Source organism: Leptolyngbya sp. ST-U4 (assembly GCF_039962215.1).
Lineage (GTDB): Bacteria > Cyanobacteriota > Cyanobacteriia > Elainellales > Elainellaceae > Leptolyngbya_A.
In genome coordinates this window covers 52,053-75,190 of sequence record NZ_JAMPKZ010000001.1, presented here as the reverse complement: position 1 = coordinate 75,190, position 23,138 = coordinate 52,053, and the positions used below count along the sequence as shown (strand labels likewise).

Annotated in this window: 17 protein-coding genes; 9 read left to right on the top strand and 8 right to left on the bottom strand. The window is 53.4% G+C overall.

The window, feature by feature from the left end:
- Positions 1 to 158 precede the first annotated feature (158 nt).
- Complete coding sequence (locus NDA02_RS00305) at positions 159 to 2,753, bottom strand: tetratricopeptide repeat protein (protein ID WP_190791513.1); 2,595 nt, start codon at positions 2,751 to 2,753, stop codon at positions 159 to 161.
- A 303-nt stretch (positions 2,754 to 3,056) separates the two neighbouring features.
- On the opposite strand from NDA02_RS00305, the gene hisG reads away from it, so the two are divergent.
- Both hisG and NDA02_RS00295 read left to right on the top strand, forming a co-directional pair.
- The gene (hisG, locus tag NDA02_RS00300) at positions 3,057 to 3,701 is read left to right on the top strand and encodes an ATP phosphoribosyltransferase (protein WP_190791514.1); all 645 of its coding nucleotides are present in this window, start codon (positions 3,057 to 3,059) and stop codon (positions 3,699 to 3,701) included.
- 357 nt (positions 3,702 to 4,058) lie between these two features.
- Positions 4,059 to 4,205: a hypothetical protein gene (locus NDA02_RS00295; RefSeq protein ID WP_190791515.1), complete on the top strand. Its 147-nt coding sequence runs from the start codon at positions 4,059 to 4,061 to the stop codon at positions 4,203 to 4,205.
- Between the two features lie 258 nt (positions 4,206 to 4,463).
- Here the strand turns inward: NDA02_RS00295 and NDA02_RS00290 are convergent, their stop codons facing one another.
- Complete coding sequence (locus tag NDA02_RS00290) at positions 4,464 to 5,468, bottom strand: glycosyltransferase family 2 protein (protein ID WP_190791516.1); 1,005 nt, start codon at positions 5,466 to 5,468, stop codon at positions 4,464 to 4,466.
- A gap of 607 nt (positions 5,469 to 6,075) precedes the next feature.
- On the opposite strand from NDA02_RS00290, the gene NDA02_RS00285 reads away from it, so the two are divergent.
- Entirely contained in the window at positions 6,076 to 6,888 is an 813-nt protein-coding gene (locus NDA02_RS00285; protein ID WP_190791517.1) for a DUF4114 domain-containing protein, read from the top strand.
- A gap of 167 nt (positions 6,889 to 7,055) precedes the next feature.
- On the opposite strand, the gene NDA02_RS00280 is transcribed toward NDA02_RS00285, so the two are convergent.
- The 5 genes from NDA02_RS00280 to NDA02_RS00260 all read right to left on the bottom strand — a co-directional run bounded on the left by NDA02_RS00280 (position 7,056) and on the right by NDA02_RS00260 (position 14,494).
- Complete coding sequence (locus NDA02_RS00280) at positions 7,056 to 8,336, bottom strand: FGGY-family carbohydrate kinase (RefSeq protein ID WP_348254243.1); 1,281 nt, start codon at positions 8,334 to 8,336, stop codon at positions 7,056 to 7,058.
- Between the two features lie 48 nt (positions 8,337 to 8,384).
- Positions 8,385 to 9,794, bottom strand: a complete 1,410-nt coding sequence (locus NDA02_RS00275; protein WP_190791519.1) for an amidase — start codon at positions 9,792 to 9,794, stop codon at positions 8,385 to 8,387.
- Positions 9,795 to 9,868: 74 nt separating this feature from the next.
- On the bottom strand, positions 9,869 to 10,378 hold the full coding sequence (locus NDA02_RS00270) for a CU044_2847 family protein (RefSeq protein WP_190791520.1): 510 nt from the start codon (positions 10,376 to 10,378) through the stop codon (positions 9,869 to 9,871).
- 129 nt (positions 10,379 to 10,507) lie between these two features.
- A complete protein-coding gene (locus NDA02_RS00265; RefSeq protein ID WP_190791521.1) occupies positions 10,508 to 13,735 on the bottom strand; it encodes a DUF4912 domain-containing protein in 3,228 nt (1,075 codons plus the stop codon).
- Between the two features lie 114 nt (positions 13,736 to 13,849).
- Positions 13,850 to 14,494, bottom strand: a complete 645-nt coding sequence (locus tag NDA02_RS00260; protein WP_190791522.1) for a hypothetical protein — start codon at positions 14,492 to 14,494, stop codon at positions 13,850 to 13,852.
- A 588-nt stretch (positions 14,495 to 15,082) separates the two neighbouring features.
- Here NDA02_RS00260 and NDA02_RS00255 point away from each other — a divergent pair.
- The 4 genes from NDA02_RS00255 (at position 15,083) to NDA02_RS00240 (ending at position 20,092) form a co-directional block, all read left to right on the top strand.
- Positions 15,083 to 15,499: a hypothetical protein gene (locus NDA02_RS00255; RefSeq protein ID WP_190791529.1), complete on the top strand. Its 417-nt coding sequence runs from the start codon at positions 15,083 to 15,085 to the stop codon at positions 15,497 to 15,499.
- 169 nt (positions 15,500 to 15,668) lie between these two features.
- Entirely contained in the window at positions 15,669 to 16,940 is a 1,272-nt protein-coding gene (locus NDA02_RS00250; protein ID WP_348248451.1) for a glycoside hydrolase family 10 protein, read from the top strand.
- Between the two features lie 44 nt (positions 16,941 to 16,984).
- Entirely contained in the window at positions 16,985 to 18,679 is a 1,695-nt protein-coding gene (gene mutL, locus NDA02_RS00245) for a DNA mismatch repair endonuclease MutL (RefSeq protein ID WP_348254240.1), read from the top strand.
- Between the two features lie 162 nt (positions 18,680 to 18,841).
- Complete coding sequence (locus NDA02_RS00240; protein WP_348254239.1) at positions 18,842 to 20,092, top strand: DUF790 family protein; 1,251 nt, start codon at positions 18,842 to 18,844, stop codon at positions 20,090 to 20,092.
- Positions 20,093 to 20,115: 23 nt separating this feature from the next.
- On the opposite strand, the gene NDA02_RS00235 is transcribed toward NDA02_RS00240, so the two are convergent.
- The gene (locus NDA02_RS00235) at positions 20,116 to 21,225 is read right to left on the bottom strand and encodes a zinc ABC transporter substrate-binding protein (protein WP_190791134.1); all 1,110 of its coding nucleotides are present in this window, start codon (positions 21,223 to 21,225) and stop codon (positions 20,116 to 20,118) included.
- Positions 21,226 to 21,315: 90 nt separating this feature from the next.
- On the opposite strand from NDA02_RS00235, the gene NDA02_RS00230 reads away from it, so the two are divergent.
- Positions 21,316 to 22,062, top strand: coding sequence for a metal ABC transporter ATP-binding protein (locus NDA02_RS00230; protein ID WP_190791133.1), 747 nt, complete (start codon positions 21,316 to 21,318; stop codon positions 22,060 to 22,062).
- A 147-nt stretch (positions 22,063 to 22,209) separates the two neighbouring features.
- On the top strand, positions 22,210 to 23,067 hold the full coding sequence (locus NDA02_RS00225) for a metal ABC transporter permease (protein WP_190791132.1): 858 nt from the start codon (positions 22,210 to 22,212) through the stop codon (positions 23,065 to 23,067).
- Positions 23,068 to 23,138: the final 71 nt, after the last annotated feature.

Here is a 23,138-nt window from a genome sequence, read left to right as displayed (position 1 = left end):
TACAGCGCTACTGGAGGTTCGCCAGTCTTTTCTGTCAGTGTTGCAGGCTTTGTAGCCCCCTAAAGTTCGTAATTCTGGGGGACTTTGACTGGGGGATTTTAAACTGTGGAGGAGAGTGAGTTTTCCCCAAATGATTCGCTTTCGCTACCTTCTGTCTCCTATTCCCTCTCTAGCCGATCGTCTCCTGCCACCACGACCGCGACCCGATACCCGTTCTGAGATTTGTTGCCTCGATAGTGATGATGCCCGAGATCCCCTTCTCTAGCGGGTTGGAAGAGTTCGATCGCTCCAGTGGTTCCGTCTGTTAGTTCGGACTCCTCAATCAGAGGAATTTGTGCCTGCTGTTCGATTTCCTGCTGAAGTTTTGCCAGATGTTTCAGAGCTTTTTCGGCGTTGGTTTTGCTGCCTCTTGCGCTGAAATGTTCTGCGGCTTTTTGCAGGTCGGCGATCGCTTCCTGGAGCTGTCCTAGCTTTTGCCACACCAGCCCCCGATAGTAACAGGCAACGGCTGAATTGGGAGCCAGTCGAATCGCGCTGCTGAAGTCGGCGATTGCTTCCCGGTGTTCTTCTTGCTTTTGCCACGCCATGCCGCGATAGAAGTATGCCAGCGCGTGGTCTGGATTCACCTGAATTGCTAACGTATAGTCGTTGATCGCGCCCCATAAATCGCCCTGCTCTGATCGAATAAAGCCTCGATTCAGATAGGCAGCACTCTGGCGCGGATTCACTGCGATCGCCTGGGTAAAGTCGAGCAGCGCAGCTTCCCAATCTCCCACGTCATACAGGGCAATGCCTCGCGAGTTTAGCGTCACCGCATCATCGGGCTGGCGGGAAAGAATGTGATAAAAGTCTTCGATCGCCCCGGCTTTGTCGCTCAGGTCGTAGCGAGTAACGGCGCGATTCCAGTAAGCGGTGAGGTCATCGGGGTCAAGGGTTGGGCTATCGAAGCGATCGATCAGCCGCTGGATCACTTCTGGATCAGTGGTGCGGAGTTTGAGGTGCAGATCAGTAGAGGCAGCCGTGGTTTTAAGTGGGTCGGCAATGCCCAGCACGGCAAAGGCGCGATCGGACACCAAAAAATTCTCGCTGGTTCCCAGGATCTTGAACTGAAAATATTCTGGATAAGCCCGTTTCAATTGCAGCAGCTTTTGCAGGGTTTGCTGAAGAGCGGTTTGCTCTGGTTGATTGCTCCAGCCCCGCCGAATTTTGCTCAGCAAGCGTTCCTGCTGGCGGTATGAAACCGTTTCGCCTGGAGAGTAGTCGGCGAGATGACACCAGCCCAAATCTAACTGTCGCTTCTGGCTGAGAAAGGATTCTAGCTTTTGCAGCAGTTCATCGTCGAGTTCGCACTCGTCTGACCAGAGCCAAATCAAAATCAGCCGCTCCTGAGTTTGCTCCAGGGCTGCTTCGAGCAGTGCCCGATGTCCGGCAGTACCCGATACGGCAGTTTCGGCCTTGAAGTCAAACACCAACTCGTGCTGAGGCGTTGCAGGGAGTGCCTGAAGCTGTTCGTTGATCGCCTGTAGCTCTTGTTGCAGCACCTCTTGGATTCTGGCTTGAAAGGCATCAAACGTACTCTCTGCGATGGGAATTCGACGTGCCAGGTCCTTGAGCTGCCGCTGGAGTGCGACGATATCGAGCGACTTGGGCAGCCGATAAATCTGTTCCTGGAGCTGTTGCTGCTGCTGGTCAAGCTGTTCGGTAAACTCCTGGATTGTGACAAGCTGCGATCGCAAATTCTTTAAATACCCCCCTGCCAAAGCTTGTAGTTCGGGGTAGATGCTTGCCGGAACCAGAGATGTTTCGCTCAGCGATGCCGCAGTCTCACCAAACTGTTGCGCCAAGAAAGCAGCAAACTCAGATTCGATTTTGGCTTTCTCTCCCTTGCTGAAGGACAAGCCAAAACTGCGCTTCAGGTTAATTGCCGCTGCTTCGATCGCCTGCACCGATCGCTTGAGGTCATCTTGATCTTGATGCAGGGCTTGCACTTCTCCGACGATCGTCGCTAAGTCACGCTTTGAAACCAGATCCCCAATGATCCTTACCATTTCTGCCAGTTCTTGCCGCATCACGCCCACATCTACCGGGGGCGGCAGCTTGCTTAACTGACGATCGATTCGGTTGAGCCGCTCTTGTAAATCTGTTGAATTCGCTTTGGTATGATGTGCCAGGCTGTCGAGCTCCCCCCGCAAATCAATCATTTCCGCCTGTAGTGAGGAAACGGTGTATTCCAGTTGCCTGGTTTGGCGATCGTCTTTGTCCTGAAGCTGTCCAATATCGGTATTTAGCAGCGAGAGTCCTTCTAAAAGCTGTTGATAGCGATCGCCCAGGCTTTGCAGCTCTTGTCGAATCAGGGGCAGATTTTGATGTTCCAGAGGAGTGAGCCGCTGGTCTAGCGTTTCCTGAAGAGAGAGGATTTGGGTGGAAAAATGCTGTGCCAGCTCACGATTCTTGAGCAAAACGCCTTTTTTAATCTGCTGAATGGTTTCTGGAGTCGGCATCTGCTCAACTCGCTGCGTTAATCCGTCGATTTGCTGGGTCAGACGGCGATCGGCCTGATTCAGCGTATTTTTAGTCTCCTGCTCCGTTTGTTGTTCAAACTGCCTTCGGTTCAGTAAGCCCAAAACCACGAGCAGCGAGAGCGGAGCGGTGGCATAAAACGCCTGCTGGGACACCAGAGATGCAACCGAGCCGACCCCTAAGCCTACCAGTGAAGCATTCTCTAAAACATCTAAAAAAGGACGCTTTTTCATTGCAGCTAGCCGCTAGAGTTGAGTTTGACACCAGGCAAGGAGATATAAATGGATCTTGTGAAGTCTAAGGGGGTGCTTATTCGACTTTTTTCTAGTTAGCTCACCAAAATCAGGACATTTCCTCATGAAGAATTCGTGAAACTGAGCCGATCGATAGAGATCAAGCCTGGAACAGGCATAGGTAAAACAGCCATAGGTGGAACAGGCATGGGTGGAACAGGCATTGATCGAACGCATAACCTGTGCCTAATAACCCATAACTTGCGGGATAATGGTTCGTTGCGGCTTTCGGGAGATGAATTCATGATTACGGTTGCACTGCCCAAGGGCGGATTGCTCAAAGACAGTATTCGGCTGCTTCAGTTGATCGGCTTAGATTTCAGCGCGTTTCTCGATCCGGGTAATCGTCAGCTTGAGATTTGGGACAGCAATCAGATTGCGAAGGCCCTGCTGGTGCGAAATTACGATGTGCCTGTGTATGTGGAATACGGACAGGCGCAGCTTGGCATCGTCGGGTATGATGTGCTGCGCGAAAAGCGTCCTCAGGTGGCTCATCTGGTTGATCTAGGGTTTGGTCGCTGCCGGATGTCGGTGGCCGTGAAAGCGTCTAGCTCCTATCGTTCTGCCTTAGAGCTGCCGCCGCACTGTCGGGTTGCCTCCAAGTTTGTTCAGTGTGCCAGCGAATATTTCAACAGTTTGGATCTTCCGGTCGATGTCGTGCCGCTTTATGGGTCGGTGGAACTGGGACCGATCACGGGAATGTCGGAGGCGATCGTCGATCTGGTTGCTACCGGGCGCACGCTGCAAGAAAACAACCTGATTGAAATTGATCAGCTCTTTGAAAGCACTGCTCGTTTGATTGCCCATCCGCTCAGCTATCGCTTGAATCAAGATGATCTGGGGCAATGGATTGATCGCATCCGGTCTGCTGCCGTTCCGTCTTCCTGAGTTCGATCGCACGAGCTGTTTGCGGAATGAGTGAACTCGCTTTCAAGGAACGCTGGAGATTGACGATCGTCCATTAAACTGGGCGCCCTTTCTACTGCCGTTGGGCTTGTGTTGCGAGATACGACAAAATGTTAAGCTTTTTACCCTTCAGGCAGAAATCTCCGTAGTTTCTCTGGTTTGTCCGAAAATTGACAGTTTCAAGCTGAAGAAATCCTTTATCTATTAATAGTATCTACCGCTAGTCAGCCAAGGACGGAATGCAGGAGTCTTACCCTAAATTGGGTTCCTGCTCCCCAGCCTTTGTCCTCACTGCGATAGAGACAGCGATATTAGGATTGAAGTTAGTAGGTAACAATTATGCAAACTTCGAGGGGTGAGAGGCTATTCGCGGCAGTGCTGACGTTTTTAACCGTGGGTTCGGTCGTCACGCTGACCTATTTTCTGCTAACCTCCAGCGCAACCTACTCAACGATCGAAATCAACTCGCAGCAGTTAGAGAACTGATTAGAGAGCTGATTAGAGAATTGAGCAGTCAGACAGGCGATCGCAGCAGAAATGCCTGATGAGGAAATGGCAACACTAGAGCATAACCCGGAACTGCTGTGCAATCCGTTCTTTGAGGACTCGAAGGAGCAGGGCATCAGCTTCAATGAAGCCGGGAAGGAATATCTAAAAGAATATCTAAACGTTGTTTGTGATGCCGTTGTAAACGGAATTGACGAAAGCGACTTCAGCGACGCAGAATTTGACCCAGCGATTGACCTAACTTTCGTCCTGGTTGAATCGTTGCGATCGTCTCTCTTCGGGGGAAAAATCGCCATTCTGCTCCAGGTCGAGCCGCCGCATGCGGAGTCGGGTTTCTTCCATCAGACGACGATTTGCCGCTAGCAGATCTGCGACTAAGCCAAACATCCAAAGCTGAAACCCAATCAAAATTAGCATTGCTGCCAAAATCAGGCTGGGGGCACGCGATCGAGTGGGATCCACCAGCCAAAACAGCAGCAGCCAGCGCAAGCCCAGCAGCAAGCCCAAGCTAAACGGTACACTTCCTAGCAGCAGGAAGAAGCGCAGCGGCTTGTACAGCATAAAAATCCGCAGGATCGTAAAAGACGATCGCATGACATAGGACGGAATGCTTCTGACCAGCCGCGATCGCCGCAGATTTGGATTCGTGCGAATGGGAACAGACACGATCGCCATTCCTTTTTGTCCTGCCTGAATAATCGTCTCCAGGGTATAGGTATAGCTATTGAAGACGTTGAGCTGCATTGCCGCTTCTCGACTAAAGGCGCGAAATCCGCTCGGCGCATCGGGAACCCTAGTATTGCTGGCAAGGCGCACCATATAGCTACCTAGATTTTGCAGCAGCTTTTTAATGAAGGAGAAATGCTGAGTTTTCCAGATCGGTCTGGCTCCGACCACCATATCTGCCTGCCCCAGCAGAATCGGCTGAATCAGCTTGGGAATATCTGCCGCGCAGTACTGATTGTCTGCGTCAGTGTTGACAATAATATCGGCTCCTGCCCGGAGGCTGGCTTCCAGGCCTGCCATAAACCCCTTTGCCAAGCCCTGATTGATAGGAAAGCTGACGATGTGATCCACACCGCAGGCTTTTGCCACTTCTACAGTGCGATCGGTGCTGCCATCGTTAATTACTAGCCATTCAATTTGGTCAATTCCCGGGAGCTGGCGCGGCAACTCAGACAGGGTCATACCCAGTGTGCGCTCCTCGTTGTAGCAGGGAATTTGAATGATCAGCTTGGTCATGGGCATTACTCCCGTCAGGCACTTTCCCACACTAGAGATCCCTGTCCCTGCGGTCAAGTTCCCCAGAATTCCTTAAGACAGTCGTTATCCAGAAATTGGCAAACCAGAGCCTCAGATCAAAGGGCTGTTTGGCAGTAGGGCTAGCATTGATAATGTCATATTGCGTCATCAAATCAGCGGTTTGCTGCCATTGCTCAGGCAGAATTATGTGAAGCTGCACTTTGCTTTCGGTCTTGTCCTGAATTTCGTCAAATCGCCACCTGCAGGAATTCTCGCAGCAGCTCGTCTTTGAAAAAATAGATTTATTGAGAAACAGATAATACGTTTGGATCAGCAATCCTACTAGTATTGACTTCAGGATAAAACCTGCCTTAATAAAAGACTAATTCCGTAAAAATGCTGGCCTAAACCGTTCTGATTGAAGAGTTGACAAAGGGGAAACAAATTCTCCTAAGACTAAGGCAAAGTGGTGATAGTAACGGATGTTACGCGGAGACAATTATCACCTGATGAGTTATGCCTGATGGGTCATGTTTGAGCAGACGCTTTTTTGCGTGCTGTTTTCTGAAGTTAGTCGTCTCATCTATTCACTCCACTCACTTTAGATATGAAAACAACGCTTCTTTCTAGTCTTTTTGCGGCTGCTACTACCCTTGCGGGCGTGGTGAGTACCACTGCTCCGGCAACTGCTTTTGCCTGGAATAATTCTTGGACTCAGCCCTCTATTCAGGGAAAGAGTCAGACCGGGTTCAACGACGCGCCTTTTCAGCAGTTCGTGCAGCAGGAACGAATTGCAATCCCGAATAGCGGTCAATTTTTGCTTGACCCTACCAAGCTGAAGCTGAAGTATGACCACGATGTTTCGGTGTACTTTATTAACGAGGGTGCAAGCTTTCGCAACCAGCTCGCCTATGAAGCAACGGGTGCCACTAACCAATCAGGCTTAGTGTTCAGAGATATTGCCTCGCCAGAGGCTATCATGCGGGAAAATAGCGGTCCCCTGAAGCTCGGCGACGGGGTGCAGATCGGCAAGATCTTGGGGGGCACTCAGCTTGATTTCTGGCTGCGGGCAGATGGACGAGATCTGCGCGAAAACGGCAACATTTTTGGAACGCAAACCCGATCTAACCCAGACGGACTTCAGCACGTTGTTGCCTATGCGTTTGGCAAATATCTGATGCTGGGTTTTGAAGACCTGTACGGTGACCTATGGGCAAAGGGTGGCAAAAACCAAAACTCGGATCGTGACTTCAACGATGTGGTCTTTGTTGTAGACATCGGCGAAGCGAATGTGAAGGATCTCACCAGCGTTCCTGAACCCTCGATGCTGCTCGGTCTACTGGGCTTGAGTGCTGCGGGAGCACTGGGACTCCGCCGCCAGAAGGGTGACTCTGTTACTCAATCAGCTCCGCAGGAGTAACATCTCCCTGATTCCTGAGCCTTCTGTTTAGAGCACTGTTTCTCTTAAATTAGAGCGCTGTTTCTCTTTCTCTTAAAAAAGTGGAGAGGCAGTGCTTTTTTCATCTCATTCGCATCCCGATCGTGCGTTCTATGTTTTTGTAGCCCTTCAGCATTTCCTACAGCCTGTTAATTCACGATGCCCTGCATTGCTAACCGGGCTGTGCCATAAGCGGCTTCAGTTCGAGCGGCTGCAAACACCGGAACCTGCAATTGGCGCGATCGAATTTGGAGCCAGACTTGATTTGCTGCGCCGCCGCCTGCGCTGTGAACATACCGAAGTGGGGTGGCTCCCAGCTCCTGAAGTAAGCGATAGCCTTTTGCTTCAATCCGGGCAATGCTCTCCAACAGCCCGTGCAAAAATTCACTGGGGCGATCGGGCCTGGGTTCCAGGCGGGGAGCTAGCTGAGGGTCGTTCATGGGAAATCGTTCGCCCGGTTTTAGCAGCGGATAGTAGTCCAGTGGGCTTTCCTGGGAAGGGTCGATCTCCTGGCTCAGTTGCACCAGCTCCTCTGAGCTAAAAAATTGCTTTAGCACTGCTCCGCCCGTATTTGATGCACCTCCCACCAGCCATCGTTCGCCCAATCGATGACTGTAGATTCCGTATCGGGCATCTTCAATTCGGGTATTGCTGAGCAGTTTCAGAACCAGCGTTGAACCGAGGGAAGTGACAGCTTCTCCTGTTGCCTGGACACCGCTTGCCAGAACTGCTGCGATGCTGTCGGTAGTTCCGGCGCAAACCTGGCAATGGGGCGGAAACTGAAATCGATCGCATAGTGCAGCTGTGACTGGGGCGATCGGCGTGCCGGGAGGCAAAACTTTGGGCAGCTCAAACGGCATAGCTGGAGTTTGCAGCCAGTCTGGATAACGCAGATTTTCCACGTCATAGCCGAGCTTGAGCGCGTTGTGATAGTCGCTGATGCCGATCTGTCCATGTAGCCAAAAGGCAAGCCAATCTGCCTGATGTAAAAAGTAACGTCCTGAAGTATTCCGAAGCTGGCGATGCGAAGCAGTTTCCCCTTCGGCGTAATTGAACCAGAACAGCTTTGCCAGGCTCGATGTAGCACTGATCACCGTATGGTTGGGCGGCGCGATCGACTTCACTTGCTCCAGCACGACTGACCCGCGATCGTCGTTATAGAGCAGAGGCGCACTAAGTGGATTTCCGGTAGCATCGCTAATTAAAACGGTGGAAGACGTGCCGTTAATGGCGATCGAGGCGATCGTTTGCCTGAGTTCCAGGGGGATCTGTTGAAGTAAATCAAAGAGCGTCTGTTGCCATAGCCCAGCCCAGTTCGAGCAGATTGCCGGGAAGGGCAAGCTCACCGACGATCGAATTTCCAGTGCAGGATTAAGGACGATCGCTCTTGCGCCGGAGGTTCCGAAGTCGATTCCTAGGGAGTGAGGCATGGGGGTGAGGGGATGGAGAGGTGGAGAGTGAGGTTGTTCTGGGGTTCGTTATAGGGCGATCGGGGGCTTGGGGCTATGCCAGGGGTGGGTGGCTTCGAGTTGGGCTGCGAGGGAAATGATAGTTTCTTCGGCGGCGGGGCGACCGATGAGCTGAATGCCGACCGGTAAGCCGGATTCGGTGAACAGGGCGGGGAGGGCGATCGCGGGCTGCCCAGTGGCATTGATGGGAGGGCAGGGGGCGATCCAGTTCATAATTTGCTGGAGGGTTTTGGCAGGGCTGAGCGATTTCCATTCACCGACGCGGATGGTGGGATGCAGATACACGGGAGCAATGACCGCATCATAGGGACTGAAAGTTGCCACAATTCGACGTGCTGCGGTTTGCATCTTAGAAACTGCCTGAAGATATTGCCCACTCGATCGCCGTTTTGCCTGCCACAGCAGCCAGCGATTGAATCGATTCAGCACCAGCCAGGGCACGCCTACATCGACGCCTGCCTGCCAGACGGTGACTAAGGGTTCGATGATGTCGGTAAAGTTGAGGGTCACAGGTTCGATCGCGTGTCCCCACTGTTCTAATCGTTGAGCGGTGTCTAAAACTGCCTGTTTGCAAAGGGGATGGGCTTCGCCAACCGGCGGAAAATCTGTGATGTATGCAATTTTGCAGGATTGGAGCGATCGATTTGCTGCCGCTAAAAAGGAAGGATTGGGATCAGGTAGCCAGTAAGGATCGCCCACTGTGTAGCCTGCCATCACGTCCAGCATTGCCGCCGCATCTGCCACGGTTCGCGCCAGAGGTCCATCGACGGCTAAGCCGCTAAGCCGATCGCCCACAGGAGCCAGCGATACGCGACCGCGAGATGGTTTGATACCGACAATGCCGCAGCAGGCAGCCGGGCCCCGAATTGATCCGCCGCCATCTGATCCGTGAGCTACTGCACAAAGACCTGCCGCGATCGCCGCAGCTGCCCCGCCACTGGAACCGCCAGTCGTGTAGTCCAAATTCCAGGGATTGCGGGCTGGGGGAAATCCAGGTGGCTCGGTGTAGGGAGTTGAGCCAAGCTGGGAGGTTGCCGTTTTACCCAGGAGAATGAATCCGGCGTTTTTAATGCGAGTCACAACCCCAGCGTCTTCCTTTTCGATCCGATCGCGAATCACGCGCAGCCCATAGCTGCAAGGCACGTCTGCAACTGCCGTTAAATCTTTGATCGCCGTTGGCACTCCAAAAAAAGGCGGCAGCTCCTCGACGCCATCGGTTTGCATGAGCTGATCAGTTTTGGCTTTGGCGTCGCTGAGGGCGCGATCGACTGTGACAGTAAAGAAACTGCCTAACTGGGGATTGAGCCGCTCGAGCCGCTCTAGATAAAGCTCGGTGAGTTCGAGCGGAGAAATTTCCTTGGCGCGAATTAGCCTTGCTTGATCGATCGCGGACGTAAAAGCCAAATCAACGGAGTTCATACAACCAGCCTGAAACGGGGTTAACGCTGACTTTAGCAGTGAACCCAATCTTCACCCACAAATCATCTGCCAGATTAAGGATTGGTTGGCGATCGAGGTGTGCCAGGAGGAGGCGGGGGCAGCGGCGGCTGATTGGGATTGGGCTGAGCCGGGCGAGGGGCAGTTGTTCCGCTAACGCGATCGGGGAAGGTACATTCCACCGTAATTTTCAGATTGCACCCCATGGTTCCTGAGGCAATGTAGGGAATTCCACCTACGCCGCTGACATTAACGCCAAACTCTAGCGATACTTTTTGCACCTCTGCAACTGCCAGATTGCGAAAGGCATTCAGCGTATAGGCAGTGTAGGTGCGAATCGTGGTTTGCAGCTGCTGAAATCGCTGATCGGGCGTGAGTGACGGAGTGCCAAAGATGCGAGTCGATCGCCGAATGTCATCTCCCAAGCCTTTGCCGCCCGATCGCGTTTGTTCTTCGGGTTCCTCGTCGGCGAATGTACCAGGGTCACTGGAGACGGTCGTATCTTCGATCGCCTCAATGTAAATCATCGTGCCGTCGCTGAGCTGAATCGGGACCAGTTGCGCCATGAGATTTCTTCCTGCTGTTCTCTTATAGCGATACCCATTTAGATCAAGGCAGTGTACAGGGGTAAAACCCCTGCGGGGTGGCGCATCCTCTATGCTTCTCCTGCTCGAACTAAGCCGGAAATCACCGATCTAGCCTGGAAACCACTCATCTCTCGCCTCTTCCTTAGTGTTGGTATTGCGGGAAGGCGTTTTGCGCTCGAAGTTAAGGTGAACCGATCGCGTTTGTTCGCCATCAACGGCAACGGCCAAAATCGGAAAATCAATCACACCGTCCTGGAAAGACATCTGGAAACGGAATGTGCCGTCTGGATTGAGCTGCACTGGGCGACCTGCGATCGTGACGGTAGCATCGGGTTCGGTTGCGCCATACACAATCAGTTCGGCATCGGCAATCAGCCAAAACTGACGCGGACGCATCGGCGGCATAGAGGCAGAAAAGCCTACGCCTGACATTCCCATGCCCGACATCGTGTACATTCCTGCGCCCGACATTCCCATGCCGGAAGGGGTGTATATTCCCATTCCCGACATTCCCACTCCTGACATTCCCACACCGGATGAGGTATAAAGCCCGACGCCCGACATTCCCACGCCCGACATCCCCATTACTCCCATGCCCGACATCGTGTACATTCCCGCGCCGGACATTCCAATTCCTGACAGTCCCACACCTGACATTCCCGCGCCCGACATCCCCACGCCGGACATTCCTACACCGGACATCATGCCAATGCCAGATTCGCTACGGGCTGACAGTCCGGCTCCCGATGCAAACGAGCTGATTGTCTGCTCAGGAACCTGCTGCATTGAGCCGTAGAGCGATCCGGCGACGCGCTGTGCCTCTGCAGATTCGGTCAAGCCAAAGATGCGATCGTAGATAGGGTTGTTAAAAGTTTTGCGTTCACCCGGCGGCACAAGCTCCAGGAACGCTTTGTCGCGCAGGTCTGCCTGCCAATCGATCGTGAGAAACTGCTCGGAGTACCAGTCCGATGGATAAACAGGTGGGATGCGAATAGGCTGCGATCGCGCCAGCATCATCCAGCGTTCGTCTTCGGCGACATAGCCAATTTCAGCGATATAGTCTCGATCGCTTAGCGGAACCGGAATGTGCCAATTTCGCGCCATTTCATCGCATTCGTACTGCTGAAGGCTATGCGGATTATGGCGATTGGAATCAATATTGGTGACATCGTAGAACCGAAGGGCAAATCGACTGCCGCCCTGTTGTCGAGCTAACTGCTTTTGCTCTGCCGGAATGTCCCAATAGGCGTAAGCCCACTGCGGGTCGCGGGGCAGCAGCACAATCCGACTTTCGCCATAGCCTCCGGGCAGATCAGGCAAATTTGCGTCCACGGTTGCCAGTTCTTCGCTCGACAAGTCAGGCTGCCCCATGTAGAACTTGGCTGCCTCGATCGTCGACTGCAATTCTTCTTCCTGGGTTTCTTCGATCGCTAGGCGCGACTGAGCCACAAACATTCCGGCGGTAGCGGCTGCTACGGGAATTGTTGCATCAGGTGGGGCAGCGGGGTTGGGCGACACCGGGGAGGTGATCGTTGTTTCAGCCCCTTCTGTGGCGTCTCGTTCTGCAAGCAGTTCGGCTGCCATTTCCTCTTCGGCAACGATAGCTTCTGGAAATTGCGCTACTGCTTCAGGTGATGGAAGTGCTACGAGTTCGGCTGCCATTTCCTGGGCCGGCAAGGCCGTTTCTGTGGATTCAGGCAAAGCAGGCTCAGTTTCCAGGGGATTGAGTTCGATCACATCCGAGGCATTTTCTGACTGATCGCGAAGCTCGGACAAGCCAAACAGCGCACCCGTTCCTGTTACCAGAGCTGCCCCGCCTAACAAAGCCGGATCGATCGCCGCACTCGGAATCGCCGGATCGATCGCTGCTGAAGGAATTTCTTCCACCATTTCAGGATCGATCGCTGTGATTTCTGTCTTAGCAGCAGCCTCCCCCGATCGAGGGGCAACCGCTCCACCAGGGGCATCGTTCATGAGCTCCAGGCGATCGGCAGAGACGACGGAACCCGTGCGCTGTGCCAGCGTTGTGCCTGTGCTCGATGTGCTTGTCCCTGATGGTACAGGCGAAATCACCGGATTGGCAGGACGATCGGCAGCTTCCGAGGGTCTGCGGCGCGATCGCCACAACAGCAGCCCAGCCAGGAGCGCGAGCGGAAGCAGCAGCCAACCTAAACCCCCGGTACGATTCGCGATTGCGATTGCCGGATCGGCTGCGGCTGGTCCTGTGGTTCCTGCGGCTGGGTCTGGGTTAGTTGCGGTTGGCGAGGCAGCTTCCGTGGTTCCTGCGGCGGTGTTTGGATCTGTGCCTGTTGCCCCTGAAGAAGCAGTAACAGGAACGACTGCGGCCGGCGAAGCGGTGGCGATTGCCGTTGCAGAAGTGGCTAGGCTGGATGCAGGATTTACCGTTGTTGCCGTTTCCCCGGCTGTTGCTGCAACTGCCTTTGCTTCTGCGGTTTTTGCCTGACCGGTGGTTTTTGCCTGATCGATCGTCGTCTGACCGATCGGAGCTGTGGCAAACCCCAGAAAGCTTTGAACTGCCGCGCTGGGCGTTCCTTTATAGACGTAGCTTTGCGGTTGAGAGAAGGGATAGCGGGGGTCGTTGGGCAGTGTGCGATGCATTCGTAAAATTCGCACGCTTGGCTCATCTGCCACCTGATTAGCGATCGCATAGCTAATGCCGTCACGTCCTAACCTGGCGATGACTGCAGTGGTGCTATCCTGGCTGACCTGAGTGGTAGTGCTGCCTGTCCTAAACGGTGCGCCCTGAAACGCTTTGTAGTTGCGAAATGCCTGTCGAGTGTCGCTGCTGTCGGGTCGGTCTACGAAGCGGATTCTACCGGGTGCCCCGCCGAGCTGTGACCAATTGGTGATTTCTCCGCGAAAGATGCGGGCGAACTGCTCAAAGGTAATACTGCCCTGGAACGGATTATTAGATCCGACAATAATGGCAATTTTTTCGCGGGTGATGGGTACTTCGACAAGTCCCTGCGCTTTTTCTGCTTGAGTCAAGGGTCGCCCGATCGCTGCCAGGTCGCTCGTTCCGTCTAAAACCGACTTGAGGGCTGCTGCTGTTCCCTCGGTTGCAAGGTTCACCGCTGTGCCGCCATACTGCGCCTCGAATTTCTGCTTGAGTGCCTGGTTGATCCCTGCCATGCTGTCCGAGCCGTCTACTCGAATCGTCGTACCGCGCGGTACTGAATCCAGTAAAGGGAACGAGGTGGGGGCAGACTGCGCCAGGATAGGATCCGTGAAGAGGACTGCCGGAAGCCAGGTGGGGGCAGCGATCGTCAACAGCAGCGACAGCGTGAAAACCGAGGAAGTTTTACCTTGCAGCATGGATAAAGATAAGGTGAGCCAACCCGATGATTACGTTAACTTTTGCAAAAGATGTGCTGATTATATAGCCCCTTGTCAAGGATTGCGATCGGTTAACGCGCTGCAAAAAAATGCTCATGCTTTAGGTGGCTTTAGCTGATGGCGAGGCCGCGAGCGCGATGCGGGTTGGGCAGTGCTGATATTTGACATTGGCAGAGAAGCAGGCAGCGGTTCCTTTGGAGTTGCGCGAAGCACAAGTCGAGCAGAGCTAGTTTCTCGTTCTTGCAGAAGTGAGCGGCTGCGTCCCGGTTTAAATTCGGGTTTGGGTTCAGGCTCTCGTTTGTCTTCCAAAAAATTCAGCTCCATCAGGCTTAACCATCCCAGAACAATACCGAGCAACAGCAGGGCAGCACCGGACGTAAACAGCAGCAGCGAAAGGGGAATTAGCCGATTTAGCAAAACCAGGGTGCGGAGAGCCAGCAAGAGCGTACTGCCTGCACACAGCACCAGCGCACTATTTGCGCTCCAGCAGGCAAAGCGAATTAGCCGATAGTGACGGCGCAGCAGGCGAAGCTGGGCTTTGAGCTGCAAAAACCGCTCTGGGGGAAATAGCCGCAGCCCAGTAGCTGCATCTTCGTACAGAGGCTTGAGTAGCCGCAGTTGAGAGACGATCGCCCTTTGCCGAATTATGAGACCGATCGCAAGGCTGCCGCAAAGTGCCATCATCAGCACGGAGTTCAGCATAAGTTGAATGAGCTGCGAGGTTTGGTCAACGCTCATAGGGAGTTTCCCAAATTACAAAATGAGCTTGAATTACAAAACGAACCTGCTGGTAAGAGGCTGTTTGAGTCGTGTGAAAAGGTTCTACATTGCCCCCTGAATCCCTAACTTGGGAAACTTTGACCCCTTAGTAGGAGCCAGGTTTTCTGTGAAATTAACTCGAACCGTTCCTGGTGGGTCAATACTGGAGGGAACTGAGCTTTTTTCTGGCTTTAAAGGCCCCCAGCATTGGAAAATTTAGGGGCAATGCAGGGCATCTACTCCTTTTCAAACCAGTTCTAAGAAGTACGAGGCAGGATGTTCAACGATATGAAAATAATTTTAGTACAAATGTATCAAATTGATTTCATTTGTGCAGTATGGAGCGAATTCTGGGTTTTGAAAGGATTCTGGGTTTGAAAAGATTCTGGGTTGTGATTCAGGAAACTCAAATGAATTTTTCTTGCTAGTACCCGCAGTCTTATCAGCCCTGGGCTGAAATAGAAACAGTGATTACTCCTTAAATTACTCCTTCGGGAAACAGCGAAACAACCGTCGAAAACCCGGAATTAAAGCACGCAAATTAGTATGGCGAGAAACGAAGACTTGATGCCAACATCCGGCGATTCCGGGTCAGAACCGAAAGACTTCAATAAGCATGATCCGCAGTTTGAGCAGCAGGTTCAGCGGCTTCATCGGCTCACCGTTTACGCAAGATGGCTGCTCGTTGGGCTACTTTGGCTGACGATCGCCCCTCTGTGTCTCTGGAGTCTGCGATCGGAGTTTGCGCTGTGGCGGGATTATTTCACCTGGACTGCGGTTCGGTATGGGCTGGCTTACAATCGACTTGCCACCTTTGGGCTGGTGATTTGTCTTGGAATGACGGTTTCAACATTAGTCTGGCAAAGCCGCAATGTGCTTTGGAAGTTGCCCATTGCTGAGCGCAAACGGCTCGAAAAACAAGTGCTGCGAATCCGGCGCAAGGGGAAGAGTCACCCGCTCTGGAAGTGGGTTTGCAGTCGCTAGAGAAACCCCCAAATAAACTCCCAAATAAACCTCTAGATAAAACCACCATGTAATCTCAGGCACCTCGGTTCGATCGCTCCCCTGTTGACGAGTGCCTCCCCTCATGTCCTATCCTCTTGAGGCGGTTGCTTTTCTTTGATTGCTTTTTTAAGGTGGGTGAGTGGGTGATATGGGAAATCAAGTCAGTCTCGCAGAAGTCGCTTATTGGCTGAAGCGGCAGTTTCAACAGGGTCAGTTTCTAAACCGCCCGTTTCAGCTAGCAAGCAGGCTACATCGTTTGCGATGGGTGACATTTCTGGGAATCGGCTTTTCGATCGCCCTGATTCTCAAGTTTCCGATCGCGGCGGCGGCTCAGTCGGTTCAGGCTGCCCGAATCACCAATTCTCCCCCCACCGAAATCCGGGGCGTCTGGCTTACCAATGTAGATAGCGATGTGCTGTTTTCGCGAGACAACCTGCGGCGGGCAATGCAGCGACTCGAACGGCTCAACTTCAACACCGTTTATCCGACTGTCTGGCAGAGTGGGCACACGCTTTACCCCAGCAAAGTCGTAGAAGCCGCAACGAGCATCAAAGTTGACCCCGATCCGGCATTCAAAGATCGGGATATGCTGGCAGAGGCGATCGAGCTTGGGCATAATCGTGGCTTGTCGGTGATTCCCTGGTTTGAGTTTGGCTTGATGGCTCCGGCAGATTCTGAGCTGGTAGAGCGTCATCCGCAGTGGGTCTTGAGCCGGCGAGACGGCAGCCAAACTTTCAATATGCACGGCGAAGATCAATCAGTCTGGCTGAATCCCGCCCATCCTGAAGTGCAAAAGCTGCTAGTGGATCTGGTCACAGAAGTGGTTGAGAAATACGACATCGACGGCATTCAGTTTGACGATCACTTTGGCACACCCACCGAGCTGGGCTACGACAACTACACCAAGCAGCTTTATCAGCAGGAAACAGGCAAAATGCCGCCCACCAACCCCCGCGACACTGAGTGGATGCGCTGGCGGGCAGGCAAAGTTTCTGATCTGATGGTCAAAATCTATTCGGCCGTCAAAACCCGCAAGCCCGACTGTCTGGTGTCTCTGTCGCCCAATCCCAGAGACTTCGCCTATCAGAACTATTTGCAAGACTGGTATAGCTGGCAGCGACTCGGCTTCATCGATGAACTGATCGTGCAGGTCTACCGCACCGACCTCAATCGCTTCCTGAGCGAACTCGATCGCCCCGAACTCCGCCGCGTCCGTGAGCGAATTCCAGTCGGCATCGGCATTCTCACAGGCTTAAGAATTCGCCCCGTCCAGACCCAGAGCATTATCGATCAGGTGCGCGTCACCCGCGATCGACGGTTTGCCGGAGTCTCTTTCTTCTTTTATGAAACGTTGGGCGATCGAGATGGCTCGCTTCAGAGTCTTTTCCCGAATCCGGCCATAAGACCAGGAAGAGGGTAGGAGTTGCCCCACACTGCCCCTGTCAATGTCCTACACTGGGGGGCATGACTTCCAAGATTCAACTGCTTCCCGATGACGTTGTGCATCTGATTGCGGCGGGTGAAGTAATCGACTCGCTGGCGGCAGTGGTGCGCGAACTGGCAGAAAATGCATTGGATGCAGGCGCAACCCGAATCACCATCTCTATCTGGGCGGAGCGCTGGCGGGTGCGGGTGGCAGATAACGGGGGCGGAATGTCTCTGGCGGATCTGGAGCAGGCAGCTCAGCCCCATAGCACCAGCAAAATTCAGACTAGCCTTGACCTGTGGCAAATCAGCAGTTTGGGGTTTCGGGGCGAGGCGTTGCACAGTCTGGCTCAGCTTGCCGACCTGGAAATTTGCAGCCGTTCTCCTGAAGAAGATGCTGGATGGCGAATCAGCTACAGTCCGCAGGGAGAACCACTCCAGGCAGAAGCGATCGCCCTTGCGCCCGGTACGATCGTCACCGTTAGTAATTTATTCGGCAGATGGCTCCCACGCCGTCAGGGATTGCCGTCTCTGGCTCAGCAGCTGCGACTGATTCAGCTCACCATCCAGCAGCTTGCCCTGTGTCATCCCCATGTCACCTGGCATGTTGAACAAAACGATCGCCCCTGGTTTGCCATTAGCGGCGGAGCTTCGACTCGTCAGATATTGCCGCAGTTTTTGCGCGATGTGCAGTTAGGTGATTTGCAGGATCTCAAGCTGCATCTGCCCGAAAAGTATGGATCGGAAGATGCTTTTCTAAACGGTTCGCTCTATTTGCTTGTGGGCTTGCCCGATCGCTGTCATCGTCATCGCCCCGACTGGATCAAAGTTGCGGTGAATGGGCGGACGGTGCGCGTCCCAGAACTGGAGCAGAGTGTTCTTGCCAGCTTTCGGCGGACATTGCCCCGCGATCGGTTTCCGGTGTGCTTTGTGCATCTGCGGCTAACCCCAGAGCAGATCGACTGGAATCGCCACCCCGCCAAAGCAGAAATTTATTTGCATCATCTCGATCGCTGGCAAAAACAAATTATGCAGGCGATCGAGCGGGCACTGCGCCTGAGTGAAGCGACCCTCCCCGATACAGCCTACTCGGCGGCACTGGGACAAATCATCAAAGCAGCAGAAGTAGGCGGTTCCTATGGGAATCTCCAACCCGAACCGGCTCCTGGCTCCCACGAACCCGAACTTCCCCTGATTCCCTTAAAGGCGATCGCCCAAATTCACAAAATGTATGTCCTGGTGGAACATCCGACTGGGGTTTGGCTGGTGGAGCAACACATCGCCCACGAGCGAATTCTCTATGAGCAGTTGTGCAACCACTGGCAGATGGTAACGCTCGATCCGCCCCTGGTGCTCGAAGGACTTTCGCCCGCACAGCTTGAGCAGCTTCAGCGCATTGGCATTGAGACTGAACCCTTTGGCGATCGACTTTGGGCAGTGCGAACCGTTCCCGAAATTTTGGCAGCGCGATCGGACTGTGCGGAGGCGATCGTCGAACTGAGTTTGGGCGGCAATTTGGAAGCGGCACTGGTGGCAACTGCCTGTCGAGCCGCCCTTCGCAACGGCACACCCCTGAGCGAACCCGAAATGCAGCAGCTGATTGACCAGTGGCAGCAAACCCGCCAGCCGCGCACCTGTCCCCACGGTCGCCCGATTTTCCTGCCGCTTGAGGAATCCAGCCTGTCTCGCTTTTTCCGCCGTCACTGGGTAGTTGGCAAGAGTCATGGGATTTGAGGTTGCTTGAGAAGGCTCTGTGCAACCTAACCTCAAAATCTGAATATGATACGGTAATAAAACCGATCGTTTGTACTGCATGGTTATTCATCCAGTTAGCAATGCGGCTGAACTGCTATGGCTCAGAATCGGACTCAGAAATTATTCGATTAAACCCCAATCATGCTCCCTTCCGATCTCCTGCTCCACCGTCACAGCGGCGAAGAACTCCAGCCCAAGCGATTGCCGATCGACAAAAAGCATCTGGCAATGGCGACGGATTTAATTACGGTCTTTCGAGAAGCTAAGGGCAAGCCCCAGAGCGAACTCGATCGCCAGCTTCAGGAACTCGAAGGCGAGAATACTGATTATCGAATCAAGCGCGGTTTGGCTCATTTGCTGCGGGCAGAGGCGTTTAGCACGTTTGAAATTGTCAGTCCGCTCGATCCCCAGGCATTGCGGCAAAAAGTGTTTGCCCTCTCAGCGGGCTCGGCTTCTTTGCCTCAGGCTGCTGACCAGACGCTAGCCACGATCGCCACCCAGCTTAGCCTCGAATTGGGCTATGAAGTGCTAACTGATCAAGTGCGATCGGGCTTGTATGCCGACCTGAACGAAAATCGGATTTTGACCCAGTTTGAGCCACCCGAACCCGAAGCCCTGCTGCATCGCTATAACCTATCTCAGGTGCAGGGCGTGTTTTACAAAGCCAGCCAGATTCGGATCAACGCGCACCGCAATGATCCGGGCGAGTACAAGCTGCTGTTTCGCTATCTAAAGTTGTTTGGGCTGATGACTTATATCGAAGGCGATGCCGATCATGGGTTTACGATCGCGATCGACGGTCCCACGAGCTTGTTTAAACCCAGTAACCGCTATGGGCTCGACATTGCCAAGCTGATCCCTGCGCTGCTGCACGTCACCAAATGGAATCTGGCGGCAGATCTGCTGCTAAAAGACCCCTACTCCAAACAGGAAAAGCTGCGGCGGTTTACCCTTGCTGATACCTGCGGGCTGGTGAGCCACTACCCTGCCGGAAAACCCTACGACAGTATGCTGGAATTTTCCTTTGCCGATCGCTGGGATTCGCTCAAGACTGAATGGAAGCTGGAACGCGAAGTTGATCTAATTCCGATTCCCGGCAGCGTCATGATCCCCGACTTTCGCCTGGTTCACCCCGACGGGCGATCGTTCCTATTGGAAATTGTCGGATACTGGCGACCGGAATATCTGCGGAAGAAGTTTTACCAAGTGCGGCAATCAGGACGGGATGATTTGATTCTGGCGATTTCCGAGCGGCTGAATCTAGAGAAAGCAGGCGTAAAATTTACCGATACTCCCGCGCAGCTCATCTGGTTTAAGGACAAGCTGTTGCCCAAGTCGGTTCTGTCGCTTCTGGAGCGCAATGAAGCGGCGGAGGACCTGAATCGCGGATGACCGGCTAGAGCAAATGCAAGGCTTTAGCGATCGGGTAAAGCGGATTTATCGCATTGTCCCCCCAGCGCATTGACGACGGTACAGGTATTTTCAACCAGCATGGCTTGGTATGTAGGCGCAGCAGTTCCTTCACCACCAGAACCCTCAATAAAAAGCGGCTGTTCGGCAACCTGCACTTCGGCACTGCGGGCGACAGACTGAATTAAATTAGGATTGGTCGTCGTGTCAGAGAAAATGGTTTTCACGCCGCTTTCCTTTACTGTATCGACCAGCTCTGCCAATCTTGCAGGCGAAGGTTTTTCCTCGCTACTCAGGCCATCCAGCGCGCCCCTGATTGTCATTCCATACGCTTTTGCGAAGTATTGAAACCCATTGTGAGGAGTCACAATCTGACGAGCAGAATCGGGAACTGTTGTGACCTGAGCCTTGATCCAGTCGTTGATTTGCAAGAGTTCTGCGGTGAGCGTAGCAGTATTCTGCTCAAACTCATTGGCGCGATCGGGCATGAGTTGAGTGAGCTGGTCTTGCACAACTTCAGTAATCTTTACGCCATTGGTTGCATCGTGCCAGACGTGGGGGTCAGGAGCCTGGGCTTCTCCGGCTTGCGCTTGGACTTCGCCTTGCTCGTGGTCATGATCTGCTTCGGCGTGTGCTTCACCTTCTTCGTGATCGTGCGGCTCTGCCATCAGCGGATTGGGAACGGCTGCTTCGTAAACGGCAACTTTGGAGGCGGGTGTCTGCGTTGCCTGCACAAGGCGAATTAGCTCTGGCTCATAGCTGTAGCCGCCGTACAGCACCAGATCGGCAGTTTCGATCGCCTGTCGATCAGAAGGTGTGGCTTTGTAGGCGTGTGGGTCTTGATCGGGCCGCATCAGGCAGGTAAGGTCGATCGTCTCTTGGGCAATTTGACGAGTCAGATCACAGAGCAGGCTGCTTGTGGCAACCACAGCAGGACGCTCTGCCGAGGAAGAGTTTGCGGTAGCCGCAGGATTTGTTTCAGCTTGCTGAGCCGCAGGAGTGCATCCACTAAAGCCGACCGCGAAGCACATCGCAATTAGCCCACGAGCGGCTCGCGCCTTTTGCCTGCATGGAATCTTCGATCGCGATTGAGTCAGTGGGGCATCAGCAGACATCTCTGAACCTCCAGTTTACCTTAAACGACAGTTGATCTTCTGGTTGACAGGTGTGAAAATGAAAATGATTCTCATAATCTTTTACTTGTCATGCTAGAGGTGCAGCGAGTTTCTGTCAATTACCGGGGAGCGGGAGCACTGGAAGATGTGTCGATGAGGCTCGCTCCCGGTGAATTAGTGGGGTTGATTGGTCCGAATGGAGCGGGCAAAAGTACCCTGATCAAAGCGATTCTGGGACTGGTTCCTCTGCAAACGGGACGGGTGCTGCTGGGTGGAATGCCGCTTCGTCGCCAGCGAAACCAGGTTGCTTACGTGCCGCAACGATCGCAAATTGACTGGGACTATCCCATTACTGCCTGGAATGTGGTGATGATGGCACATACGGCAACGACAGGCTGGTTTCGTCGTCCGGCTCCTCAGGCAGCGCGGCAGACCGAGGTAGCACTGGCCCAGGTGGATATGCTGCATCTCAAGCATCGGCAGATCGGCGAACTTTCCGGCGGACAGCAGCAGCGCGTATTTCTGGCGCGTGCCCTGGCTCAGCAAGCCGAAATTTTCCTGCTAGACGAACCCTTCGCCGGGATTGACAAAAAAACAGAGGCAATTATGCTGCGTGTGTTTACCGAGCTAAAGCGGCAGGGCAAAATGCTGCTCATTTGCAGCCACGAATGGGGAGATGCACTGCACCGCTACGATCGCCTCCTGCTGCTCAACCAGCGACTTCTGGCAGACGACCAGCCCCAGGCAGTCATGACCCTCGAAAATATCCAGCGCGCCTACGGGGAAAATTTGCAGGGCGATCGGTCACGGCGATCGGAGGTTCCCTTTTTCTGTTGAACTGCTGAATCACGACTAAATCACGGCTGAACCGTTGCTAAACCTAAACCGTGTCAGAAGTGGTAGAGCTTTTGCGATCGCGGATTAATCTAAAAGGAGACCCTCACACTAAAAGCATCATAAAACGCTACCCCCCATTCACTCTCCATGCTTTCCCTGCTGCTCGAACCGCTAAACTACGACTTCATGCGCTGCGCGATCGTCATCAGCGTTCTCGTCGGCATTCTCTGTCCGATCGTCGGTTCCTATCTGATTGTGCAGCGAATGGCACTGCTAGGAGACGTAATTGCCCATGCGGTTTTGCCGGGGTTAGCGATCGCTCAATTTATTGGCATTGAGATGCTGATCGGTGCGTTTATTTTTGGAATTTTGAGTGCTTTTGTGATTGCCTGGATTCGATCGCAGTCGCGGGTGTCGGTTGACGCGGCGATGGCAATTACGTTCGCCAGTTTCTTTGGCTTGGGAATTACGCTGCTGACGCTATTTCAGAGTCGGTTAGATTTGCTTGATCTGCTATTCGGCGATATTTTAAGTGTCACTTGGAGCGATGTAGGGCGAACTGCGATCATTAGCCTTGTAATTCTCGTTTGTATCAAACTTTTTTATAAAGAACTATTGTTTTTTACGTTTGATCGAGTGGGTGCAGAAGCGTCTGGGTTGCCTGTGCAGTGGATTAATCTAGGCATGATGGCAGGTATCACGCTGGCTCTGATTGCAGGAATGAGAATTGTTGGTGTGATTCTGGTGGTGTCGCTGATGGTCGGTCCGGCAACGACCGCTTATTTGTTGGTGAAAGAGCTGCACTGGATGATGATTCTTGGAGCGGCGATCGGCGTGTTTGCCAGCGTCTCGGGAATGTACACCAGCTATTTTCTGGATTTGCCTTCGGGTCCGACGATCGCGCTGATTGTGTTCGCGCTATTTTTGCTGGCACTGCTGTTTAGCCCCACGCAGGGTATCGTGATCCGCAAGCTGCGATCGACCTCAGCGAAACGCTCTATCTAGCACCAGGGTTCGCCCAAAAGATAAGCGAAAACAGGCTAAGATCAAAGCGCGATTTGTGAGCAAAAGGCAGC